This window comes from Mycolicibacterium psychrotolerans, assembly GCF_010729305.1.
Taxonomy (GTDB): Bacteria; Actinomycetota; Actinomycetes; order Mycobacteriales; family Mycobacteriaceae; genus Mycobacterium; species Mycobacterium psychrotolerans.
In genome coordinates this window covers 3609504-3627493 of sequence record NZ_AP022574.1, presented here as the reverse complement: position 1 = coordinate 3627493, position 17990 = coordinate 3609504, and the positions used below count along the sequence as shown (strand labels likewise).

Annotated in this window: 19 protein-coding genes; 9 read left to right on the top strand and 10 right to left on the bottom strand. The window is 69.8% G+C overall.

From position 1 onward, the window contains the following. The first annotated feature begins 35 nt into the window (after positions 1 to 35). Complete coding sequence (locus G6N45_RS17855) at positions 36 to 422, top strand: cupin domain-containing protein (RefSeq protein ID WP_163723462.1); 387 nt, start codon at positions 36 to 38, stop codon at positions 420 to 422. 21 nt (positions 423 to 443) lie between these two features. Here G6N45_RS17855 and G6N45_RS17850 read toward each other — a convergent pair whose 3' ends face one another. The 6 genes from G6N45_RS17850 to G6N45_RS17825 form a co-directional block, all read right to left on the bottom strand. Beyond that, positions 444 to 2027, bottom strand: coding sequence for a SulP family inorganic anion transporter (locus tag G6N45_RS17850; protein WP_163723461.1), 1584 nt, complete (start codon positions 2025 to 2027; stop codon positions 444 to 446). Positions 2028 to 2036: 9 nt separating this feature from the next. Then, entirely contained in the window at positions 2037 to 2726 is a 690-nt protein-coding gene (locus tag G6N45_RS17845; protein WP_163723460.1) for a cysteine hydrolase family protein, read from the bottom strand. Beyond that, a complete protein-coding gene (locus tag G6N45_RS17840; RefSeq protein ID WP_163723459.1) occupies positions 2723 to 4126 on the bottom strand; it encodes an allophanate hydrolase in 1404 nt (467 codons plus the stop codon). Before G6N45_RS17840 ends, G6N45_RS17845 begins: the two co-directional genes overlap by 4 nt. Positions 4127 to 4183: 57 nt before the next feature. After that, positions 4184 to 4855: a GntR family transcriptional regulator gene (locus G6N45_RS17835; protein ID WP_163723458.1), complete on the bottom strand. Its 672-nt coding sequence runs from the start codon at positions 4853 to 4855 to the stop codon at positions 4184 to 4186. Positions 4856 to 4934: 79 nt separating this feature from the next. Beyond that, on the bottom strand, positions 4935 to 6293 hold the full coding sequence (locus G6N45_RS17830; protein WP_163723457.1) for an HNH endonuclease signature motif containing protein: 1359 nt from the start codon (positions 6291 to 6293) through the stop codon (positions 4935 to 4937). A 31-nt stretch (positions 6294 to 6324) separates the two neighbouring features. Beyond that, positions 6325 to 7797: an FAD-dependent monooxygenase gene (locus G6N45_RS17825; RefSeq protein ID WP_163723456.1), complete on the bottom strand. Its 1473-nt coding sequence runs from the start codon at positions 7795 to 7797 to the stop codon at positions 6325 to 6327. A 93-nt stretch (positions 7798 to 7890) separates the two neighbouring features. On the opposite strand from G6N45_RS17825, the gene G6N45_RS17820 reads away from it, so the two are divergent. Then, positions 7891 to 8451: a TetR/AcrR family transcriptional regulator gene (locus G6N45_RS17820; protein WP_163723455.1), complete on the top strand. Its 561-nt coding sequence runs from the start codon at positions 7891 to 7893 to the stop codon at positions 8449 to 8451. 2 nt (positions 8452 to 8453) lie between these two features. On the opposite strand, the gene G6N45_RS17815 is transcribed toward G6N45_RS17820, so the two are convergent. Continuing rightward, the gene (locus G6N45_RS17815) at positions 8454 to 10451 is read right to left on the bottom strand and encodes an FUSC family protein (protein ID WP_163728616.1); all 1998 of its coding nucleotides are present in this window, start codon (positions 10449 to 10451) and stop codon (positions 8454 to 8456) included. Between the two features lie 39 nt (positions 10452 to 10490). On the opposite strand from G6N45_RS17815, the gene G6N45_RS17810 reads away from it, so the two are divergent. Further along, positions 10491 to 11201, top strand: coding sequence for a hypothetical protein (locus G6N45_RS17810; protein ID WP_407664217.1), 711 nt, complete (start codon positions 10491 to 10493; stop codon positions 11199 to 11201). Further along, positions 11198 to 11959: an enoyl-CoA hydratase/isomerase family protein gene (locus tag G6N45_RS17805; protein ID WP_163723454.1), complete on the top strand. Its 762-nt coding sequence runs from the start codon at positions 11198 to 11200 to the stop codon at positions 11957 to 11959. Before G6N45_RS17810 ends, G6N45_RS17805 begins: the two co-directional genes overlap by 4 nt. Here the strand turns inward: G6N45_RS17805 and G6N45_RS17800 are convergent. Further along, entirely contained in the window at positions 11949 to 12137 is a 189-nt protein-coding gene (locus tag G6N45_RS17800) for a (2Fe-2S)-binding protein (protein WP_163723453.1), read from the bottom strand. The two genes, G6N45_RS17805 and G6N45_RS17800, sit on opposite strands and share 11 nt — an antisense overlap. 6 nt (positions 12138 to 12143) lie before the next feature. Next, positions 12144 to 12776, bottom strand: a complete 633-nt coding sequence (locus G6N45_RS17795; RefSeq protein ID WP_163728611.1) for a fatty-acid--CoA ligase — start codon at positions 12774 to 12776, stop codon at positions 12144 to 12146. Between the two features lie 185 nt (positions 12777 to 12961). On the opposite strand from G6N45_RS17795, the gene bfr reads away from it, so the two are divergent. Genes bfr through G6N45_RS17770 form a run of 5 tightly spaced genes read left to right on the top strand, consistent with a single transcriptional unit; the run spans position 12962 to position 16225 of the window. Further along, positions 12962 to 13441, top strand: coding sequence for a bacterioferritin (bfr, locus tag G6N45_RS17790; RefSeq protein ID WP_163723452.1), 480 nt, complete (start codon positions 12962 to 12964; stop codon positions 13439 to 13441). A 43-nt stretch (positions 13442 to 13484) separates the two neighbouring features. After that, on the top strand, positions 13485 to 13967 hold the full coding sequence (locus G6N45_RS17785) for a carboxymuconolactone decarboxylase family protein (RefSeq protein WP_057147945.1): 483 nt from the start codon (positions 13485 to 13487) through the stop codon (positions 13965 to 13967). Between the two features lie 21 nt (positions 13968 to 13988). Then, on the top strand, positions 13989 to 15350 hold the full coding sequence (locus G6N45_RS17780) for a type I glutamate--ammonia ligase (RefSeq protein ID WP_163728607.1): 1362 nt from the start codon (positions 13989 to 13991) through the stop codon (positions 15348 to 15350). Positions 15351 to 15395: 45 nt separating this feature from the next. Then, positions 15396 to 15737 (top strand): ArsR/SmtB family transcription factor, encoded by a 342-nt coding sequence (locus G6N45_RS17775; protein WP_163723451.1) that lies wholly within the window; start codon positions 15396 to 15398, stop codon positions 15735 to 15737. 2 nt (positions 15738 to 15739) lie between these two features. Beyond that, entirely contained in the window at positions 15740 to 16225 is a 486-nt protein-coding gene (locus G6N45_RS17770; protein ID WP_163723450.1) for an SRPBCC family protein, read from the top strand. Here the strand turns inward: G6N45_RS17770 and G6N45_RS17765 are convergent. Next, positions 16222 to 17985, bottom strand: a complete 1764-nt coding sequence (locus G6N45_RS17765; protein ID WP_163723449.1) for an N-acyl-D-amino-acid deacylase family protein — start codon at positions 17983 to 17985, stop codon at positions 16222 to 16224. The genes G6N45_RS17770 and G6N45_RS17765 overlap by 4 nt on opposite strands. Between the last annotated feature and the right edge of the window lie 5 nt (positions 17986 to 17990).

Here is a 17990-nt window from a genome sequence, read left to right as displayed (position 1 = left end):
TCGTGGACCCGGTGCGCACCGCTACGGTGACGCGCATGATCCGTTGCGTGCGGCTGTGGACCGGCGACGACGACGCGTCGCACGTTCAGACCGGGCGGCTCGACATGGCCCCGGGACGCAACGACGACCTGGTGTCGACGACGTTCGCGGCGACCGAGGTGACCGTGGAGGAGACCGCGACCGGCGGCACCCTGGCCTGGCACACGGCGCCGGTGCGCCAACTCGTCGTCACGCTGGCCGGGACGCTGCAGTTCATCACCCGCGACGGCGAGCAGTTCCGGCAGGCCCCCGGTGACGTCCTGCTCGCCGAGGACACCACCGGCTCGGGCCACCAGTGGCGCCTGGAGGGCGCCGACCCGTGGCGGCGGATGTACGTGCGACTCGGCGACGACGCGGTGGTGCCGTTCGTCGCAGACAGATAGTGGCCCGCCACTGGACCCGAATCAGTGGCCCGCCACCACGTCGGCTTCGTCGACCTGCACCGGATCCTTCGCGCCGGGTAGCAGCGAGTACAGCAGGCAGACCACGCCGAAAAGCGCATAGCCCAGCGCCACTTGAGGATTCGCGGCCCAGGACACCTCGGGCGCATGGATCAGCCCGATGAACGACAGCACCGCGCCCACCGCCGACGCGATGGCGGCGTAGCGGAACTTCTTCTCCAGGATGAAAGTGACCATCGTGCCCAGGATCAGGCCGACCAGCACCGCGCCTTCGCCGAGGGTCTGCAGTCCCTCATAGACCACACCGGCATTGCCCAGTGCGTCCATGCCGACCTGTGTGGCCGACGTGCCGGCGGCGTTCAGCGCGTTGTCGATCAGACCGCTGGCCCACTGGGCCAGGTTCGGAAGGATCGCGGCCACCACGGCGATCGCGTGTAGCCGCGGCACCGCCTGGAACGCCTGCGCGCCGATCAGCAGGCCGATGTAGAGCAGGATCGGCACGATCGCCGGTACCGGGAGCAGCGCGTCGAGCACCCCGAAAAGCCCGAGGAAGCAGAGGATTCCGATGACGACTCCGCTGGCCAGCGAGTAGCCGGCCCGGCCGCCGGCGTCCTTCCAGCCGGGGTGCCCGATGTAGACGGCGGGCGGGAACGGGGAGCCGAACGCGGAACCGACCACCGCACCCGCACCGTCGGCGAGCAGCACGCTGCGCAGGTTGTAGTTGTCCCCGGCGGCCGCGGCGCTCTCGACGTTGCTCATCGCTTCGGTGAAGTTGTACACGCCCAGCGGAATCGCGGTGCCCAGCAGCGGCGCCAGGTTCGACAGCCCGGCGAACAGCATGTCGATGCGCGGATCCGGCACGCCGATCGCGATGTCGGACACGGCCTGTCCCACATCCGGTGCCGACATGAACCCGCCGATCCAGCCGATCGCGGTGCCGACGAGCAGCGCAGCCAGCCCCACCGGGATGCCGAACGGCAGCTTGATGTCGGTGAAGAAGCCGATCAGGATGATCGCCAGCACGGGCAGCCCGATCCACGCGGCCTCCCACATCTGCGCGGCGGGCCGCATGGAGATGAACGTGATCGAGATACCCGCCAGCGTGCCGAGCATCGCCGCACGCGGGGTGAGGCGGCGGATGTGCGGGCCGACGAACGCACCGATCATCACGATCACACCGATCATGAACGCCCACGCCAGCCCGGCCTCCCAGGCCCGCATCGCGTCGTCAGTGTTCAGATACACCGGAAGCATGACGACGAAGACCACGATGAACATGTGCGGCACGCTGGGCCCGTAGGGCAGTGCGGTGACGTCCGATCGGTTCTCCCGCTTTGCCAGTCGGCGCGCGAGGAACGTGTAGTACAGGTTGCCGAGGATCAGCGCGACGCCGAGTGCGGGCAGCACGGTGCCGAGCACGTCACCGGCGGGCACCTTGATCACGCCGATCATCAGGCCGGTCAGCGTCAGGACGTTGACCAGGATGTTGAAGCCGAGGCCGAAGAACGCGTTGAGGTCCCCGCGGGTCCACCAGGCGACGGCAGCGGTCTTCTCGGCGGGTGCGGGGGTGGTGACGTCGGTGCTCATCGGGTGTCCTCAGGCGGCCGTGGTGGTGAGCTGGTGCAGTGCGGGGATGACGGCGGCGCTGTCGGCGACCCAGCCGAAGATGCCGCCCTGCGCGGTGACCATCTGCAGGCCGACGCGGTGGAAGTCGGGGAAATAGGAACCGACACAGTCGGAGACGACGAGGCATTCGTAGCCGCGGTCGTTGGCCTCACGTGTGGTGGTGTGCACGCAGACCTCGGTGGTGACGCCGGTGATCAGTAGTTGGGTGATGCCCGCGCCGTTCAGCACGTCGGACAGGTCGGTGCCGTAGAACGCGCCCTTGCCGGGCTTGTCGATGACGACCTCGCCCTCGACCGGCGCGAGTTCGTCGATGATGTCGTGGCCGTACTCGCCGCGGATCAGGATGCGGCCGTAAGTGCCGGGGTCGCCGATGCGCTTCGACGGCGCGCCGCGCCGCAGTTTGGCGGGCGGGCAGTCGGACAGGTCGGGACGGTGCCCTTCGCGGGTGTGGATCACCATGATCCCGGCCGCCCGCGCGGCGCCCAGCAGTGCGGACAGCGGGGGCACCACCGTGCGTAGCCGCTCGACGTCGTTGCCGAGGCTCTCGCCGAATCCACCGGGCAGCAGGAAGTCCCGCTGCATGTCGATCACGATCAGGGCGGTCTTGCCCGCGACGAGCGGGAACGGCGCCGGTTCCGCGGCGACGGGGATCGGGGTCACAGCAGCTCCTCGGTAGGGACGGGGACAAGGGAGTGGGAGGGCGCGAGGCGCGGTTCGTCGAGGAGCTGCGCGGCGAGGTGCAGCACGGTGTCGTCGCCGAGCGCCGGGCCGAGAAGCATGGCACTGCAGGGCCTTTCGTCGGCGGTGGCACCGACGGGGATCGCGGCGCCGCACAGGTCGAGCAGATTGCCGAAGTGGGTGTAGTGGCCGAGCATGGTGTTGGTCTCGATGGGCGCGGCCAGCACCTGCTCGACGGTGAAGGTGGTGCCGATGGTGGGCAGCACCAGCACGTCCATCTGCCGCCACAGCCGGCTCGCCTCGGCCTTGAGTTCCTGCAGGCGCTGGAGGGCGGCGAACGCATCGACGGCGGTGTAGCGGTGTCCGCCCGCGAAGATCTCCCGGACCACGGGGTGGATCGACTCAGGCTGGGCAGCAAGGAAATCGGCGAACTCGACGAGGCGCTCGGCGACCCAGGGACCCTGGTAGAGCAGCGCCCCAGCGGCCAGGAACGGTTCGAGGGGGACGTCGACGACGATGTGGGTGCGGGCGAGGTGTTCACGGAAGGCCAGGTGCGCAGCACGCATCGCGTCGTCGCCGAAGAACTCCAGCTCGGTGGCGGCCGGCAAGCCGATGCGCACCGGTTCGCCGGCGTAGCGGGGGCCGCGGTCGCGCGACCAGGGGTCGCGGTCGTCGCGGGCGATCATCACGTCGAGCACCCGGTCGGCGTCGTCGATGCAGCCGGCCATCACGGTCAGGCAGTCGAGGGATTTGCACGCCGGTACAAGTCCGACGGTGCTGATCAGGCCGCGGGAGGGCTTGACACCGACGATGCCGTTGAGTGCGGCGGGCACCCGGCCCGAGCCGGCGGTGTCGGTGGCGACGGCGAACGGCACCTGGCCCAGCGCCACGGCGAGCGCCGAGCCGGAACTGGAGCCGCCCGAGATCATCTCGCCGCCGTACACGCTGCGCGGGATGGTGTGCGGCATGCGGGTGCCGTTGAGTCCGGTGGCGAACTGGTCGAGGTTGGTCTTGCCGACGTAGAGCGCTCCGGCGTCGAGCAGGCGCTGCACCGCGGGCGCGGTCCGGGTGGCGGTGTAGGCGTAGTCCGGGCACGACAGCGTGGTCGGAACGCCGTCGACGTCGATGCTGTCCTTCACGCCGAAGGGGACGCCGTACAGCGGCAGCGTCCGGGCCCCGGGCCGGCGTTCGATGGCCTCGGCGGCGGCGATCAGCTGCGCACGCGGGACGGTCGACAGCCAGGTGCCGTCATCGCCACGGGCAGCGATCGCGTCCGCCACCCGGGCCGCCGTCTTGGCCGGCGATCCGGTGCCGCTCGCGTGCGAGGCCAGGATCTCGACCACGGACGGCCCGACCGACGGTCCCTGGGTCTCGGTGCGCATATCTGTCGATTGTCGACAGAATCGTGGCGATCGCGGGTCGGCTGTGTGTCGTTTGTGTTAGCGCTCGCCGGGCAGGCCGAGATAGTCGAGTTGGCCGTGGTGGCGCAGCGCCGCGACGACGACGGCCGCGTCGTTGGTCTCGAGCGCGGCGAGGATCGCGTGGTGCCGCTCGATCCCGTCCTCGGGGTCGCGCTGGCGGGCTTCCTCGCGCAGGTTCTTGGCCATCGGGAGCTGCAATTTGAGCAGGATGGGCGCCAGGGCGATGTCCAGCTGGCGGTTGTCGGCGAGCGTGACGACGGCGGCATGGAACGCCCGGTGCGCGTCGTCGCGGTCCAGCGCGTCCCGCGCGTGGTCCATCCGCTCCAGTGCCGCGCGGACCGGTTCGAGGTCGTTCTGCGGATCGGGCAGCGGCAGCGCGCTGTCGATCGCGTGCCGTTCCAGGACGTGGCGCAGCTCGAACAACTGGAGGATGTCCGTGGGGGACCAGTCGGCGACCCGTGATCCGCGCCGGGGGAGATGTTCGACCAGCCCCTGCTGCGCCAGGAGGCGCAGCGCTTCGCGCAGGGGCGCGCGGCTGATCCCGAGGTCGGCACACAGTTGCTCCTCGACGATTTTCTGACCGGGCACGAGCTGGCCGGACAGGATCGCATCGCGCAGCCGGTGCCCGGCCACTTCGACCAGAGTCGCAGGCAGCGCCGGCCTCGACGGTTCCTCCCTCGGCGCTGCCATGGCAGACAATGGTAGGAACAAATTCCGATGCGCGCAGAAAGAGTTCGGCCGGCGTACGAATAGTGTTGCGCCACAATCGCTATGGACCGTTGTCATCTTCGGGCAGCAGATGGCGTTCGGGGTGGTGGTAGCCGTTGACGCGGTGTTGGCCGGTGTCGAGGTCGGGTGGCGGCACCCATTCGATCTGGCCGTGGGCGTTCTTGCGGGTGTCCCAGCCGGTTGTGTCGATCATCCGGTTCTCCGGGCCGCAGGCCAGGGTGAGGTCGTCGACGTCGGTGGTGCCGCCGTGCTTCCAGTCGGTGACGTGGTGGACCTGGGTCCAGTAGCCGGGCACGGTGCACCCCGGCCGGCTGCAGCCCCGATCGCGCGCATGCAACACGATCCGCTGCGCCGGGGAGGCGAGGCGTTTGGTCCGGCCGAGGTAGAGGGCTTGGCTGGTGTGTTGGTCGAACACCGCCAGATAGTGGAACGCATGGGAGGCCATCCGGATCAGATCGCCCATTGGCAGCAGCGATCCGCCGCCGGTGACCGCCACCCCGGCACCCTTCTCCAACTCCTGCAGCGTGGTCGAGACGATCACGGTGACCGGTAATCCGTTGTGCTGCCCCAAGTTCTTCGAGCACAGCGCCATCCGGCCGACGGCCAGCCACGCGTCGTGGCGCCGCTGCGCCGGGGAGCGCGTGTCAGCGCGCCGCTGAGTGTCGTCGGGGTCGCTGTCCACACACGGTGTCTCGTCGTCGGGGTTACACATACCCTGTGCGGCGAGTTTGGCCTCGATGGCTTCATAGACGGCTCGAAATTCCGGGGTGACCCAGCCGGAGAGCTTGCTCATCCCGTCGGCTTGCTGTTCACCCAACGTGACGCCTCGTTTGCGGGCGCGTTCGGCGTCGGTCGGTTCGGGGCCGTCCTGATCGATCATCGCCGCCAGCCGATTCGCGGCCTTCTTCAAGTCCTCCGGCGCCAACCCGGCGCCCAGGGTGGCGAGTTGGCGGTCGGCGGAGGCGCGGGTGTCCACGTCCACCCACGAAGGAAGATTGTCGTGAAACGTGGCGATCAACTTGACGTGCTCGGCGTCGAGAGCGCCGCGGGCTTGCGCGGCGGCGGTGGCTTCCCATACCGGCGCCAGCGGCTCCCCGGTCATCGACTGCCGCGGCCCCAGCGCCGCGGCGTGAGCCAATCGTCGTTTGGCTTCGGTCTCCGAGACCCGCAGCGCGGTGGTGAGCACCTTCTTCCACGACGCCTCGCCGAGCCGGCGCGGCTCGGTCTCGGCGGTCAGCCGCGCGAGCACCCGATGCTCGAGGGCGGGCACACTGCGCAGCACCGTCGTCAGCTCCGTCAGCAGCTCGACCAGCTCGCGGTGCGACAGGGTGTCGCAGGTGTCGTGCAGAATCGCGATCTGCGACCGGATCGCATCCACCGCGCTCGCGACTTCACCCATACATCGAACACTAGTTCGAACCACCGACAAATCACGGCCTGACGAACCACCGCTCGAGCCAGCCATCGAGCATCGCGGCGTCGCCGGGCCCGCCCGCGGCGGCCAGGTAGCCGTCAGGACGGACCAGCAGCCACCCGTCCGGAGCCAGATCAGACGCATCGCGCACGCTCACCACACCGCCCCAGGCCTGCCCGACCTCGACGATCGCGCGCGCCCGTCCGCCGGTGAACAACGTCAGCGCACCGAGGTCCAGTGCGTCGTACAGGGCGCCGACGTCGGGCACGCGGTCGCCGGCCCGTAGCGCCCCCACACCACCGCCGCCCTCGGCGAGCGCGTTGCCGCGGTAGCCGGCCGCCACCTGCCCGAACATCGACGCCGCGGCATTCTGAATGACTGTGCGGCCGAGGGCTTTCGGCGCGAGTCGTATCCGCAGCGCGTGCACGAGGGGGTTCGTCGAGTTGAACACGCGGGTGCCGATCTCGGTGAACCGCACCACCGTCCGGATCACCGGCAGGCGCTCCGAGGAGTAGGTGTCGAGCAGATCGGGCCGGGCCCGGCCGTCGAGCACCATCGCGAGCTTCCAGGACAGGTTCACCATGTCTTGGACACCCACGTTCATGCCCTGGCCGCCGGCGGGGCTGTGCACGTGCGCGGCGTCGCCGCCGAGGAACACCCGGCCCGCCCGCATCGTGGGCACGTGCCTGCTGTTGATCCGGAACCGCGAACTCCAGTTGACGTCGTGCAGGCGCGCGGGCACGCCGACGGTGCGGTCATAGAGCTGCTGCATCTGGGCCACCGTCGGGTCGTCGCCGCCGTCGAGGAGGCCGTCGGGGTCGGTGGCCATCATCCGGAATCGACCGCGCCCCATCGGGAAGATCGCGACGAAGCCACCGCGGGCCAGGAAGATCGACACCTCGTCCTCGGGCAGGCCGCCGGTGATGTGGAGATCGGCGAGCACGTAGTCCTGCGGCAGTGTGCGGCCGGGGAAGGGCACGCCCAGCGTCTTGCGCAGTGTGCTGTGCGGGCCGTCGGCGGCGATCACGTAGGACGCCTCGATGCGCTCTTCGGTGCCCTCGGCCCCGAGCAGCGTCACCGCGACGGTCTGCCCGCCGGGCCGCACCGACGTCACCTCCACACCGCACTCGACCTTGACGCCCTGGCGCGCGAGCTGCTCTCTCAGCAGCCGCTCGGTCTCCGATTGCGCGAGCATCAGGATGAAGTTGAATCGGCTTGGCATACGGTGTAATTCGATGGGCGCCAGCTTCCGGTCGCCGGCATACAGCCCAGCGGCCGTGGCCCGGTTGCCCAGCGCGAGCATCTCGTCACCGATGCCGCGGACCCGCAGCAGTTCCATCGTGCGGGCCTGCACGGCCAGCGCACGCGATTCGGCGGAGGGCCGCACGGCGCGGTCCACGATGCGGACGTGAACGCCAAGGCGGGAGAGTTCGACGGCTGCGGTCAGGCCCGACGGCCCGGCACCGACGATGAGGACGGGAATTGTCATGAGGGTCTCCTCGATGCAATAAGTCAACAAGTGATGACTTGACGATAGACCGATTCCGACCGATGTCAACAGTCGGTGACTTATGCTGTCGCCATGACCCGAGCCCGTAACGCCGACGCCACCCGCGCCGACATCCTCGCCGCCGCCCGCACCCGCTTCGGTGCGGACGGATACGAGCGGACCACGCTGCGGGCGATCGCCGGTGACGTCGGGGTCGACCCGGCGCTGGTGATCCGGTACTTCGGCAGCAAGCAGCAATTGTTTGCCGCCGCGGCCGATTTCACACTGCACCTGCCGGACCTGAGCACTATGCCGCCCGACGAGATGGCCGCCGCGCTGCTCGACCGGTTCTTCGCGGTGTGGGAGGCCGACACGACGTTCGTCGCGCTGCTGCGCGCCGCGATGACGAGTCCCGAGGCCGCGACCACGATGCGCACGGTGTTCGCGACCCAGGTGGCACCGACGGTCGCGGCTGTCGCACCCGACCACACGGCGTCGCGCGCGGCCATGATCGGGTCGCTGGTGATCGGGATGGCCACGGTCCGCTACGTCCTCGAAGCCCCGGCGGCAACGGCGATGTCGCACGACGAAGTGATCGGCTGGGCCGGGCCGATGATCCGCACGCTGCTCGTCGGACCCGCCCCGCAGGGCTGAGGTCAGCGCTGCGCGGTCGGCCAGGGGGTGGCGGCGATCAGGGACAGCTGCCGGGTGATCGCGGCGATCTCGCCGACCAGCACCCGCGCGGACCCTTCGTCGGATTCATGGACCGGAACGGTGCGCCGCACCCGCTGCGCAGCCGCGGCCAACTCGACGGCGTCGACGGTCCAGGGGTCGGTCGGCGTGGGAGGCTCGCCGCACAGCGCCTCGACGAACTCGTCGACGGCGTGCAGGAACACCCGGTGGGAGTCCGGGAACGGGTCGACGGGCAGATTGCCCTCGAGCGCGGCGCACGAACTCGTGACCGCGTTCAGCACACTGCGGTAACAGCGCAACCAGTGACGCTGTTCGCGCGACTCCAACCGGGCCGCGCCGGCGGCCGCCTCGAAAGCCGCCCGGGCCCGGAACGTGCGCTCCCAGGCCGCGGCGCGGACGTCGGAGGCGGTGTCCAGCTCGTGCAGGTAGACCTTGACGACCGTGGCGGCATAGTCGATCTCGGTCTTGAGCAGTTCCCCCGCCCGCTGCGCGAGGCGGGTGAGCGCGTCGTCGGGGAACACGACGTGGGCGAGGACCGCCAGCGCACCCCCGATCACCGTGCCGATCAACAGCTCACCGGGTGTCGCCGTCGCGATGGGCCGGTCGATCGCGACGATCAGCGCAATCGCGCCCGCCGACGCCGCTGCCAGCGCGAGGTATCCGTAGCGGCCCGCGGCGTACACCACGCCGATCGCGACGGCGGCCAGCACACCGGTGACCACCGGTCCCGGCCGGAGGATCAGCAGCACCGCGGAGGCGAGCACCGCACCCAGCGCCACCCCGGCGGTCCGGCCCACGCACCGGGTATAGGTGTGCGCCGTCTCCGGGCGCAGCACGATCAGTACGGTCAGTGCGATCCACCCCCCGTGGCCCACCGCGGTGTAGCGCTCGGCCGCGCACGCCGCGGCCACCGCGGCACCCAGGCGCACCGCGTGCCGGAACACCGGCGAGTGCCGGTCGATCTCGGCACGCAGCTGGCTGACCGCGGCCCGGCCGGACGTGCGTAGGTCCGGGCGCCGAACCCGTAGCGCGTCCGGCGAGGAGGGCACGAAGTCACCCAGCCGCATCGCCGCCGCTTCGTGCAGATGCGCCGAGAGCCGTTGCCCGGCAGCCGCGTCGGCGGCGGGCAACTGCGCCACGGCGTCATCGAGTCGGCGCAGTGCCTCGTCGGCTGCCTCGCGCGCCGCGCGGCGGGGGTCGGCCACCGCGGTCAGCGTGTCGGCCGCCGCAGTCAGCACCTCCGCGGCGTCGGCGGTCTCCGCGACATCGGTGAGTGCGGTCCCGATGCGTTCGGGCAGGAGGTACCACCTGCGGTAGTCGGCGGGATGGCGCGTGGCGGGTCCGGTGGCGGGGGTGAACACGGCGCGCAACGCGATCATCGAATCGGCATGGGCGAAGCCGCCGTCGCCGGACCGGTGCGCGAGCCGGGACGCATCGGCGGCCAGCGCCCGATAGGCGGCGGTGAGCGCGTCGTGCTGCATCCGCCACCGCCGCGGCAGCCAGACCGCGACCACCACGGCCTGCAGCGCGCCGGCGCCCACGGCGAGGCCGGCAGCCCCGACCGTCGAGGCCCATGTCGGCGGTACCGGAGCGGCGACGACCATCAGCGCGCCCGCCGCGCTCGCGATGAGCCCGGCGTGGCCGCCCAGCGCCCACGCCAGCGCCGCGGCGAAGCACCACACCGCGGCCGAAGCGATGAAGACAGGGGAGTGCGACGAGGTCAGGGCACCGAGCAGCGCGCTCGCCCCCATCAGCACCGAGACGAACAGCACGCGTAGGATGCGTCCGCGCGGACGGTCCTGCAGCGCGGCCGCACCCGCGACCGCACCCGCTCCGGCGACGGCCGTCGCGGACCCCGGCGGTCCCAAGGACACGGCGACCAGTACCGCGGCGACGACGGCCGCCAGGCCGCGCAGCACCGGCGCCGCCTCCGGCAGCACCGACCGCACCGCGGGGACCATAGTCACCCGTCCATTCTGGCGCGGGGTTATGTTCGCCGAGTGGAGAAAGTGATCATGACCTTGCGTGGCGTCCCGGGGGACGAGGCGTGGTGCACCCGCCTGCGCACCGACATCGCGCAGACGCTGCTGGCCACCGGCGTCGCGGGTCTGGCCGTCAACGTCCGCGACGGCGCGGTCGGCGCCTCGTTGATGACACTGACCACGTTGGATCCACCGGTGATCGCTGTGGTGAGCCTGTGGACCGATCAGTACTACGGCACGCAGATCCACAGGGCGACAGAGATTCTCGCTGACGTCTGCGACGAGCTCGCGGCATATCTGGTCACGGAGTCGGTTCCGCTGGTCCCCCCGCCGACCGAGGTGGGCGCACGGACGCCCGGTCTGGCCAACATCGCGCTGCTGCGTCGCCCCGCCGACCTGGACCAGGCCACCTGGCTGACGCGGTGGCACCGCGATCACACCCAGGTCGCGATCGACACCCAGGCGACGTTCGGATACATCCAGAACACCGTGGTGCGCGCCCTCACCGAGGGTGCCGCGCCCATCTCGGCGATCGTCGAGGAACTGTTCCCCATCGAGGCGACGACGGATCTGCACGCTTTCTTCGGCGCGGCCGACGACGACGACCTCGCCGACCGGATGACCCGCATGGTGGCGAGCACCTCGGCGTTCGGCGCCAACGAGAACGTCGACACCGTCCCGACCAGCCGATACGTGTTGCGGGAGCCGTTCGTTACAGTGCAGCCGTGACTCTGCAGATCAGCGACGACAACCGCGTCCGCACCCTGGTGCTCGACCGGCCCGAGGCCCTCAACGCGTTCAACGAGGAGCTCTACCTGGCGACCGCCGTCGCGCTGCGCGAGGCAGGCGAGGACCCCGACGTCGCCGTCGTGCTGCTCACCGGCGCCGGGCGCGCCTTCAGCGCGGGCAACGACCTCAAGGAGATGCAGGCCCGCATCGCCGAGGGTTCGTATTCCTCCGGCAGCCACTTCTCGACGATGATCACCGCGCTCACGGAGCTCCCCAAACCGTTGATCTGCGCGGTCAACGGCGTGGGCCTGGGCATCGGCGCCACCATCCTGGGCTACGCCGACCTCGTGTTCATGTCGTCGACGGCGCGGTTGAAGTGTCCCTTCACCAGCCTCGGCGTGGCCCCCGAGGCGGCCTCGTCGTTTCTGCTGCCGCAATTGATCGGCCGGCAGAACGCGGCGTGGATGCTGCTGTCCTCGGAATGGGTCGACGCCGCCGAAGCACACCGGATGGGTATCGCGTGGAAGGTGTGCGAACCCGCGGACCTGCTGCCCGAGGCTCGCCGCCACGCCGATGTCCTTGCCGCACAGTCGATTCCGAGCCTGGTCGCCGTCAAGCGGGCCATCGCCGAACCGTATCGGGCGGGCATCGCCGCGGCGACCGAACGCGAGAACGAAGCGTTCACGGAACTGCTGGGGGGCGCCGCGAATGCCGCCGCGCTGGCCGCGTTCACCGGTCAGGGCACGGCTAACGGATGACGCGGGCGTCGCACTGGGCGTAGTGGGCCTCGATGATCGCCCTCAGCGTCCGGCGGCACCGGCCGCAGTCGCCGCCGGCTCCGCACGCCGCGGCGATGTCCTTGGACGTCCGGGCGCCCTTGGCCACGACCTCGTCCACCACGTGACTGGTGGTCCCGGTGCACAGACAGACGAACATCGGCCGCTATCCCCGCTCGTCCACACTCATCAGATGGGCGAATCTGCCGACGAACTGGGTGGGGTAGGGCCCCATGCCCGCGTGGCTCATCCATTCCGCCGCCGCGTCGGGGTGGTCGATCCACTGCCGGGCGCTCATCTCGTCGGCGATCTCTTGCAGGATCAGCACCTCGTGCCCGTCGTCGAGTGCGCGGTACACCCAGATCTTGCGCACCCCGCCGCCGGCGAACCGGGCGAGCCCGTCGTGCACCTTCTCCATCAGGGTCGGCACGTCGTCGACCGACGACATCACCCCGACCACGACCCGTCCCACGTGTCGTTCGGAGCTGCCGCCCTGCAGATCGATCTTCTCGACGACCTCGCCGCAGAAGATCGGTGGGATGTCCTCGGCGCCCGAGATGTCGAACCATTCGAAGATCGCCGGCGAGCTCAGTACGTCACGCAGCGGGGCCGCGTGCCGGATTCCGATCGTCACCAGCACCCGGCGCGGTTCCCAGATGGACTCGTAGAGCACCACGTGGTGGGCGCCGATAGAGGAGAGCGAGTCGCGGCGCCCGCCCAGCCAGGTCCACATGTGCTCGACGTCGTCGACGCGATAGTCGCACGCCAGGATGAATGAATGCAGATCGTGCTCACCCATCGTCATCCTCGCCTGTCTGTGCGGCCCGTGAACGGTTAGCGAAGTCTATCCTTACCTGACGCCGGTAGTCCAGGTCGGTGGACACAGCGCCGATGGTGCCCGTGCCGTCTGCGGAAGTGCACTAGATTGAACGTGCTCAGCCCACAGCCCGTTCAGACGATTCACCAGCGTTCGAGGAGCCGACCATGCAAGGCGATCCCGAGGTTCTGAAGTTGCTCAACGAGCAGCTGACGAGCGAACTCACGGCGATCAACCAGTACTTCCTGCACTCGAAGATGCAGGACAACTGGGGCTTCACCGAACTGGCGGCGCACACCCGCAAGGAATCGTTCGAGGAGATGGTGCATGCGGAGGAGATCACCGATCGCATCCTGGTCCTCGACGGGCTGCCCAACTACCAGCGGCTGTTCTCGCTGCGCGTCGGCCAGACGGTCCGCGAGCAGTTCGAGGCCGACCTCGCGATCGAGCACGAGGTGGTCGCGCGGCTGAGGCCGGGCATCATCCTGTGCCGCGAGAAGGGCGACGCCACCTCGGCGAACCTCTTCGAGAAGATCCTGGCCGACGAAGAGCTGCACATCGACTACCTCGAGACCCAGCTCGAGCTGATGAACAAGCTGGGCGAGGAGCTCTATCTCGCGCAGTGCGTGTCGCGGCCGCCGCAGTAGTCGACCGGCCCGTCCGGGAACTGGAACACGTTACAATCCGGCAATGAGCCGAATCGGGGACTTCGCCGACGACGACGTGACGGGTTTCGCGGTGACGTCACCGGAGCTGGGCACGGCGATGGCCAAGTTCAGCCACGCGGTGTACGAGAAGAACCGGCTGCCGATGCGCACCCGGGAGGCGGCGCGGATCGTGATCGCGCTCGCCAACGAGTGTGTGACGTGTCAGAACACCCGTGACACCGAGGGCGAGGCCAACGGCATCACCGAGGAGTTCTACGACTACGCCGCGCAGTGGCGCACCTGGCCCGGTTACAGCGACGCCGAGCGGATCGCGATGGAATTCGCCCACCGGTTCGCCACCGACCACACCGGCCTGCGCGACGACGAGGACTTCTGGGCCCGCGCCAAGGAACACTTCGACGACGCACTGCTCACCGATCTGGCGATCTCCTGCGCGATGTGGGTGGGGATGGGCCGGATGCTGAGCACTCTCGACATCGGACAGGCCTGCAAGATCACGCTGTAAAGCGGATCGGTGGACGGCAGAATGGCCGGCATGGCCGCCAAACCGCTCGCCGCCGCGGCGATCGCCCAGCTCGAGTCCGACGGTGTCGGCACGCTGATCGGCACCGTGGTCAACCCGGCCGGTCTGATCCACGCCAAGACGATCCCGCTGCGCCGGATGGGCTCGTTCGCCGATCCCGGTCTGGGCGCCAGCCCGGTCTGGCACGTCTTCGCCATCGACCAGGCCGGCATCGTGTTCAGTGCCGCCACCGGTGTCGTCGGCGATCAGCGCATCCGCATCGACCTCGGCGCGCTACGCATCCTCGGTGACGGATTCGCCTGGGCGCCGGGCGATTTCTTCGACCAGAACGGTGCACGCGATCCGTTCTGCACCCGCGGCGCGCTGCGCCGCGTGGAGGACAGGCTCGCCGGCGCGGGCCTCGACGCGGTGGTGGGCCACGAGATCGAGTTCGTGTTGGTCGGCCCCGATGGCAGCGCGCTGCCCAGCCGCCTGTGGGCGCAGTACGGGCTGGCCGGTGTCCTGGAGTTCGAGGGGTTCGTCCGCGACGTCACCGCGGCCGCGACCGCCTCCGGGGTCGCCATCGAGCAGTTCCATCCCGAGTACGGCGCCAACCAGTTCGAGATCTCGCTGGCCCCGCAGAAGCCCGTCGCGGCCGCCGACCATGTGACGCTGATGCGCATCATCATCGGCCGGGTGGCCCGCAAGTACGGTGTGCGGGTGAGCCTGTCGCCGGTGCCGTTCGCCGGAAGCGTCGGTTCCGGTGCGCATCAACACTTCTCGCTGACCCGCCATGAGGTCCCGGTGTTCTCCGGCGGCGACGGTCCGGCCGGCATGACCGGCGAGGGCGCCTCGGCGGTGGCCGGGGTGCTCGCCGGGCTGGCCGAGGCTCAGGGCGTACTGAGCGGATCGATCGTCTCGGGCCTGCGGATGCAGCCGGGCAGCTGGGCCGGCGCCTACGCCTGCTGGGGCACCGAGAACCGGGAAGCCGCGGTGCGGTTCCTGACGGCCGGACCCGCGAACGTCCACGGCGCCAATGTCGAAGTCAAGATCGTCGACCCGTCGGCCAACCCGTACCTGGCGTCCGCGGCGATCCTCGGCCTGGCACTCGACGGTGTCGAGCGGGAACTGACGCTGTCTGCCGAGGTGGCGGTCGACCCCTCGTCGCTGTCGGAGTCGCAGCGCGCCGAGGCGGGCATCACCGTGCTGGGGACGGATCAGACCGCGACGCTCGACGCGCTCGACGGTTCGGCACTGATGCGACGCATCCTGGGCGACCCGGTGGTGGACGCCGTGGTCGGCGTGCGGCGCTACGAGCAGGAGACGTACGGCGGGCTGAGCGCCGACGAGCTGGCCGAGAAGTTCCGGCTCGCCTGGAGCGTGTGAACCAACCCTTGACAACATACAACCGATTGGTTGTATGTTAAGGGGGTGATCGTCATCGACGAGGACCGCACCGACGCCCTGTTCCACGCGTTGGCCGACCGGACCCGGCGCGACATTCTGCGCCGGGTGCTGGTGGGGGAGCACTCGGTGTCGACGCTGGCGGCGGACTACGACATGAGTTTCGCCGCCGTGCAGAAGCACGTCGCCGTGCTCGACCGGGCCGGACTGATCACCAAGCGTCGGCGCGGCCGCGAGCAACTGGCCAGTGGCGACGTGACGGCGGTCCGGTCGGTGGCCTCGTTGCTGGCCGAGCTGGAACTTCTCTGGCGCGGCCGCGTCGCGCGCATCGACGACCTGATCGCATCCGAGAACGCACAGGAGGAATGACCATGCCCGTGACCGACGTCCACCACGACCTGGACACCCGAACCCTGACCATCGTCGCCGACTTCGCCGCCCCCGTCGAGCGCATCTGGCAGATCTACGCCGATCCGCGCCAGCTCGAGAAGATCTGGGGGCCGCCCGAATACCCCGCGACGGTGGTCGACCACGACCTGCGTCCCGGAGGCCGGGTGACGTACTACATGACCGGGCCCGAGGGTGACAAGTACGCCGGCTACTGGCACGTCACGGCAGTCGATGAGCCGCACGGCTTCTCGTTCGACGACGGGTTCGCCGACCTGGAGTTCACCCCCAACCCGGATCTGCCCGTGTCGAGAAGCGTGTTCACCTTCCGCGCCCACGACGGCGGCACCCGGTCGACGTTCGTCAGCACCTACGACTCCGCCGAGGCGCTGCAGCAGGTGCTGGACATGGGTATGGCCGAGGGCGCGACGGCGGCGATCAATCAGATCGACGACCTGGTCGCGTCCTAGCGCACGCCGCGGATCAGCCGGCCCGGACGTGCCCCGGTGTCGGCGCCGTGCCGGCGCGTCACGACCCCACTGACCACGGTGGCGTCGTAGCCGGAGGCGCCCTGGATCAGCCGACGGCCACCGGCGGGCAGGTCGTAGGCCATCCGCGGAACGTCCAACCGCAGCGCGTCCATGTCGATCACGTTCAGGTCGGCCTTGCGGCCTTCGGCGATGACTCCGCGGTCGGACAGCCCGAAAAGCGTTGCGGTGTCCAGGGTCTGCTTGCGCACCACGTACTCGAGGGAGAACTTCGGGCCGCGGTGGCGGTCCCGCGCCCAGTGGGTCAGCAGGAAGGTGGGGTAGGAGGCGTCACAGATGAGGCCGCAGTGCGCGCCGCCGTCGGAGAGCCCCGACACCGCGGCCGGGTGGGTCATCATCTCGTAGATCGCGTCGTGATTGCCCTCGGCGTAGTTGAAGAACGGCAGCATCAGCATGGCGGTGCCGCCGGAGTCGAGCATCAGGTCGTACATCGTCGCCAGCGGATCCTCGCCGCGGCGGGCGGCGATCGCGGCCACCGTCATGTCCGGTGTCGGTTCGTAGTCCGGTGGGTCGCCGATCGGGAAGATCTTGTCGACGCTGTACTGGATCAGCGCGTACAGCCCGTCGAACATCGGCACCGGCTGCGGCGGCAGATCCGTCTCGGCCAGGATCGCCGCCCGCACCGCCGGATCAGCCAGCCGCGCAATGAGATCGGAGTGGCCGAGCTCGGCTTTGAGTTTTCGGTAAGTGGGCCGGTGGGTGAACGCGTGATAGCCGGCGAAGCCGAACAGCATCCCGAACGGCCGGGCGGCGAACTGCGCGTACAGCGCGATGCCCTGATCGAGCGCGGCGCCGGCCCGCTCGAGCTGGCGGCGCCACAGATCGGGCGCGCCGCCGGTCTGGATCATCGTGAACGACACGGGCCGCTCGATGTCGGCGGACAGCTTGGTCATCCACTCGAGCTCGCGCATGGTGGCCTCCGCCGGACTCTCGCCGGCCGTGCCCTGCGGAGAGACCTCGAACACGGCCTGACCGCCGGCGGCCATCGCACGGCCCAACCCGAACAGTTCGGCCTCGGCGGCGTAGGTTCCGGGCACCGGTTCCCCGTCGATGGCGCGATGCGCCTCCGTGCGCGACGTGGAGAAGCCCAGCGCGCCCGCCTCGACCGCCTCGGTCACGATGCGGGCCATCGCGGCGATGTCGTCGGCGGTGGCCTCCTCGTTGCGGGCGCCGCGATCGCCCATCGCGTAGCCGCGCACCGCGCCATGGGCCACCTGGGTCCCGTAATCAACGGCCAGAGAACGCTTCTCGACGGCGTCGAGGTATTCGGGAAAGCTCTCCCACTGCCAGCTGATGCCCTCCGCCAGCGCGCTGCCCGGGATGTCCTCGACGCCCTCCATCAGCTCGATGAGCCACTGTTCGCGGCCCGGCCGCACCGGGGCGAAACCCACCCCGCAGTTTCCGCTGACCACCGTCGTCACCCCGTGCAGGCTCGACGGTTCCAGGGTGTCGTCCCAGCTGACCTGGCCGTCGTAGTGGGTGTGCACGTCCACGAACCCCGGTGTGACGAAACGGCCGGTGGCGTCGATGTGCTCGGCGGCGTCGGTGGTCAACCCGTCGTCGTCGCCGCTGCGCCGGCGCACCTCGACGATCCGGCCGTCCTTGACCCCGATGTCGGCGCGGAAGCGCTCGGCGCCGGTGCCGTCGACGACCGTGCCGCCGGTGATCTTCAGATCCAGCATCGCGT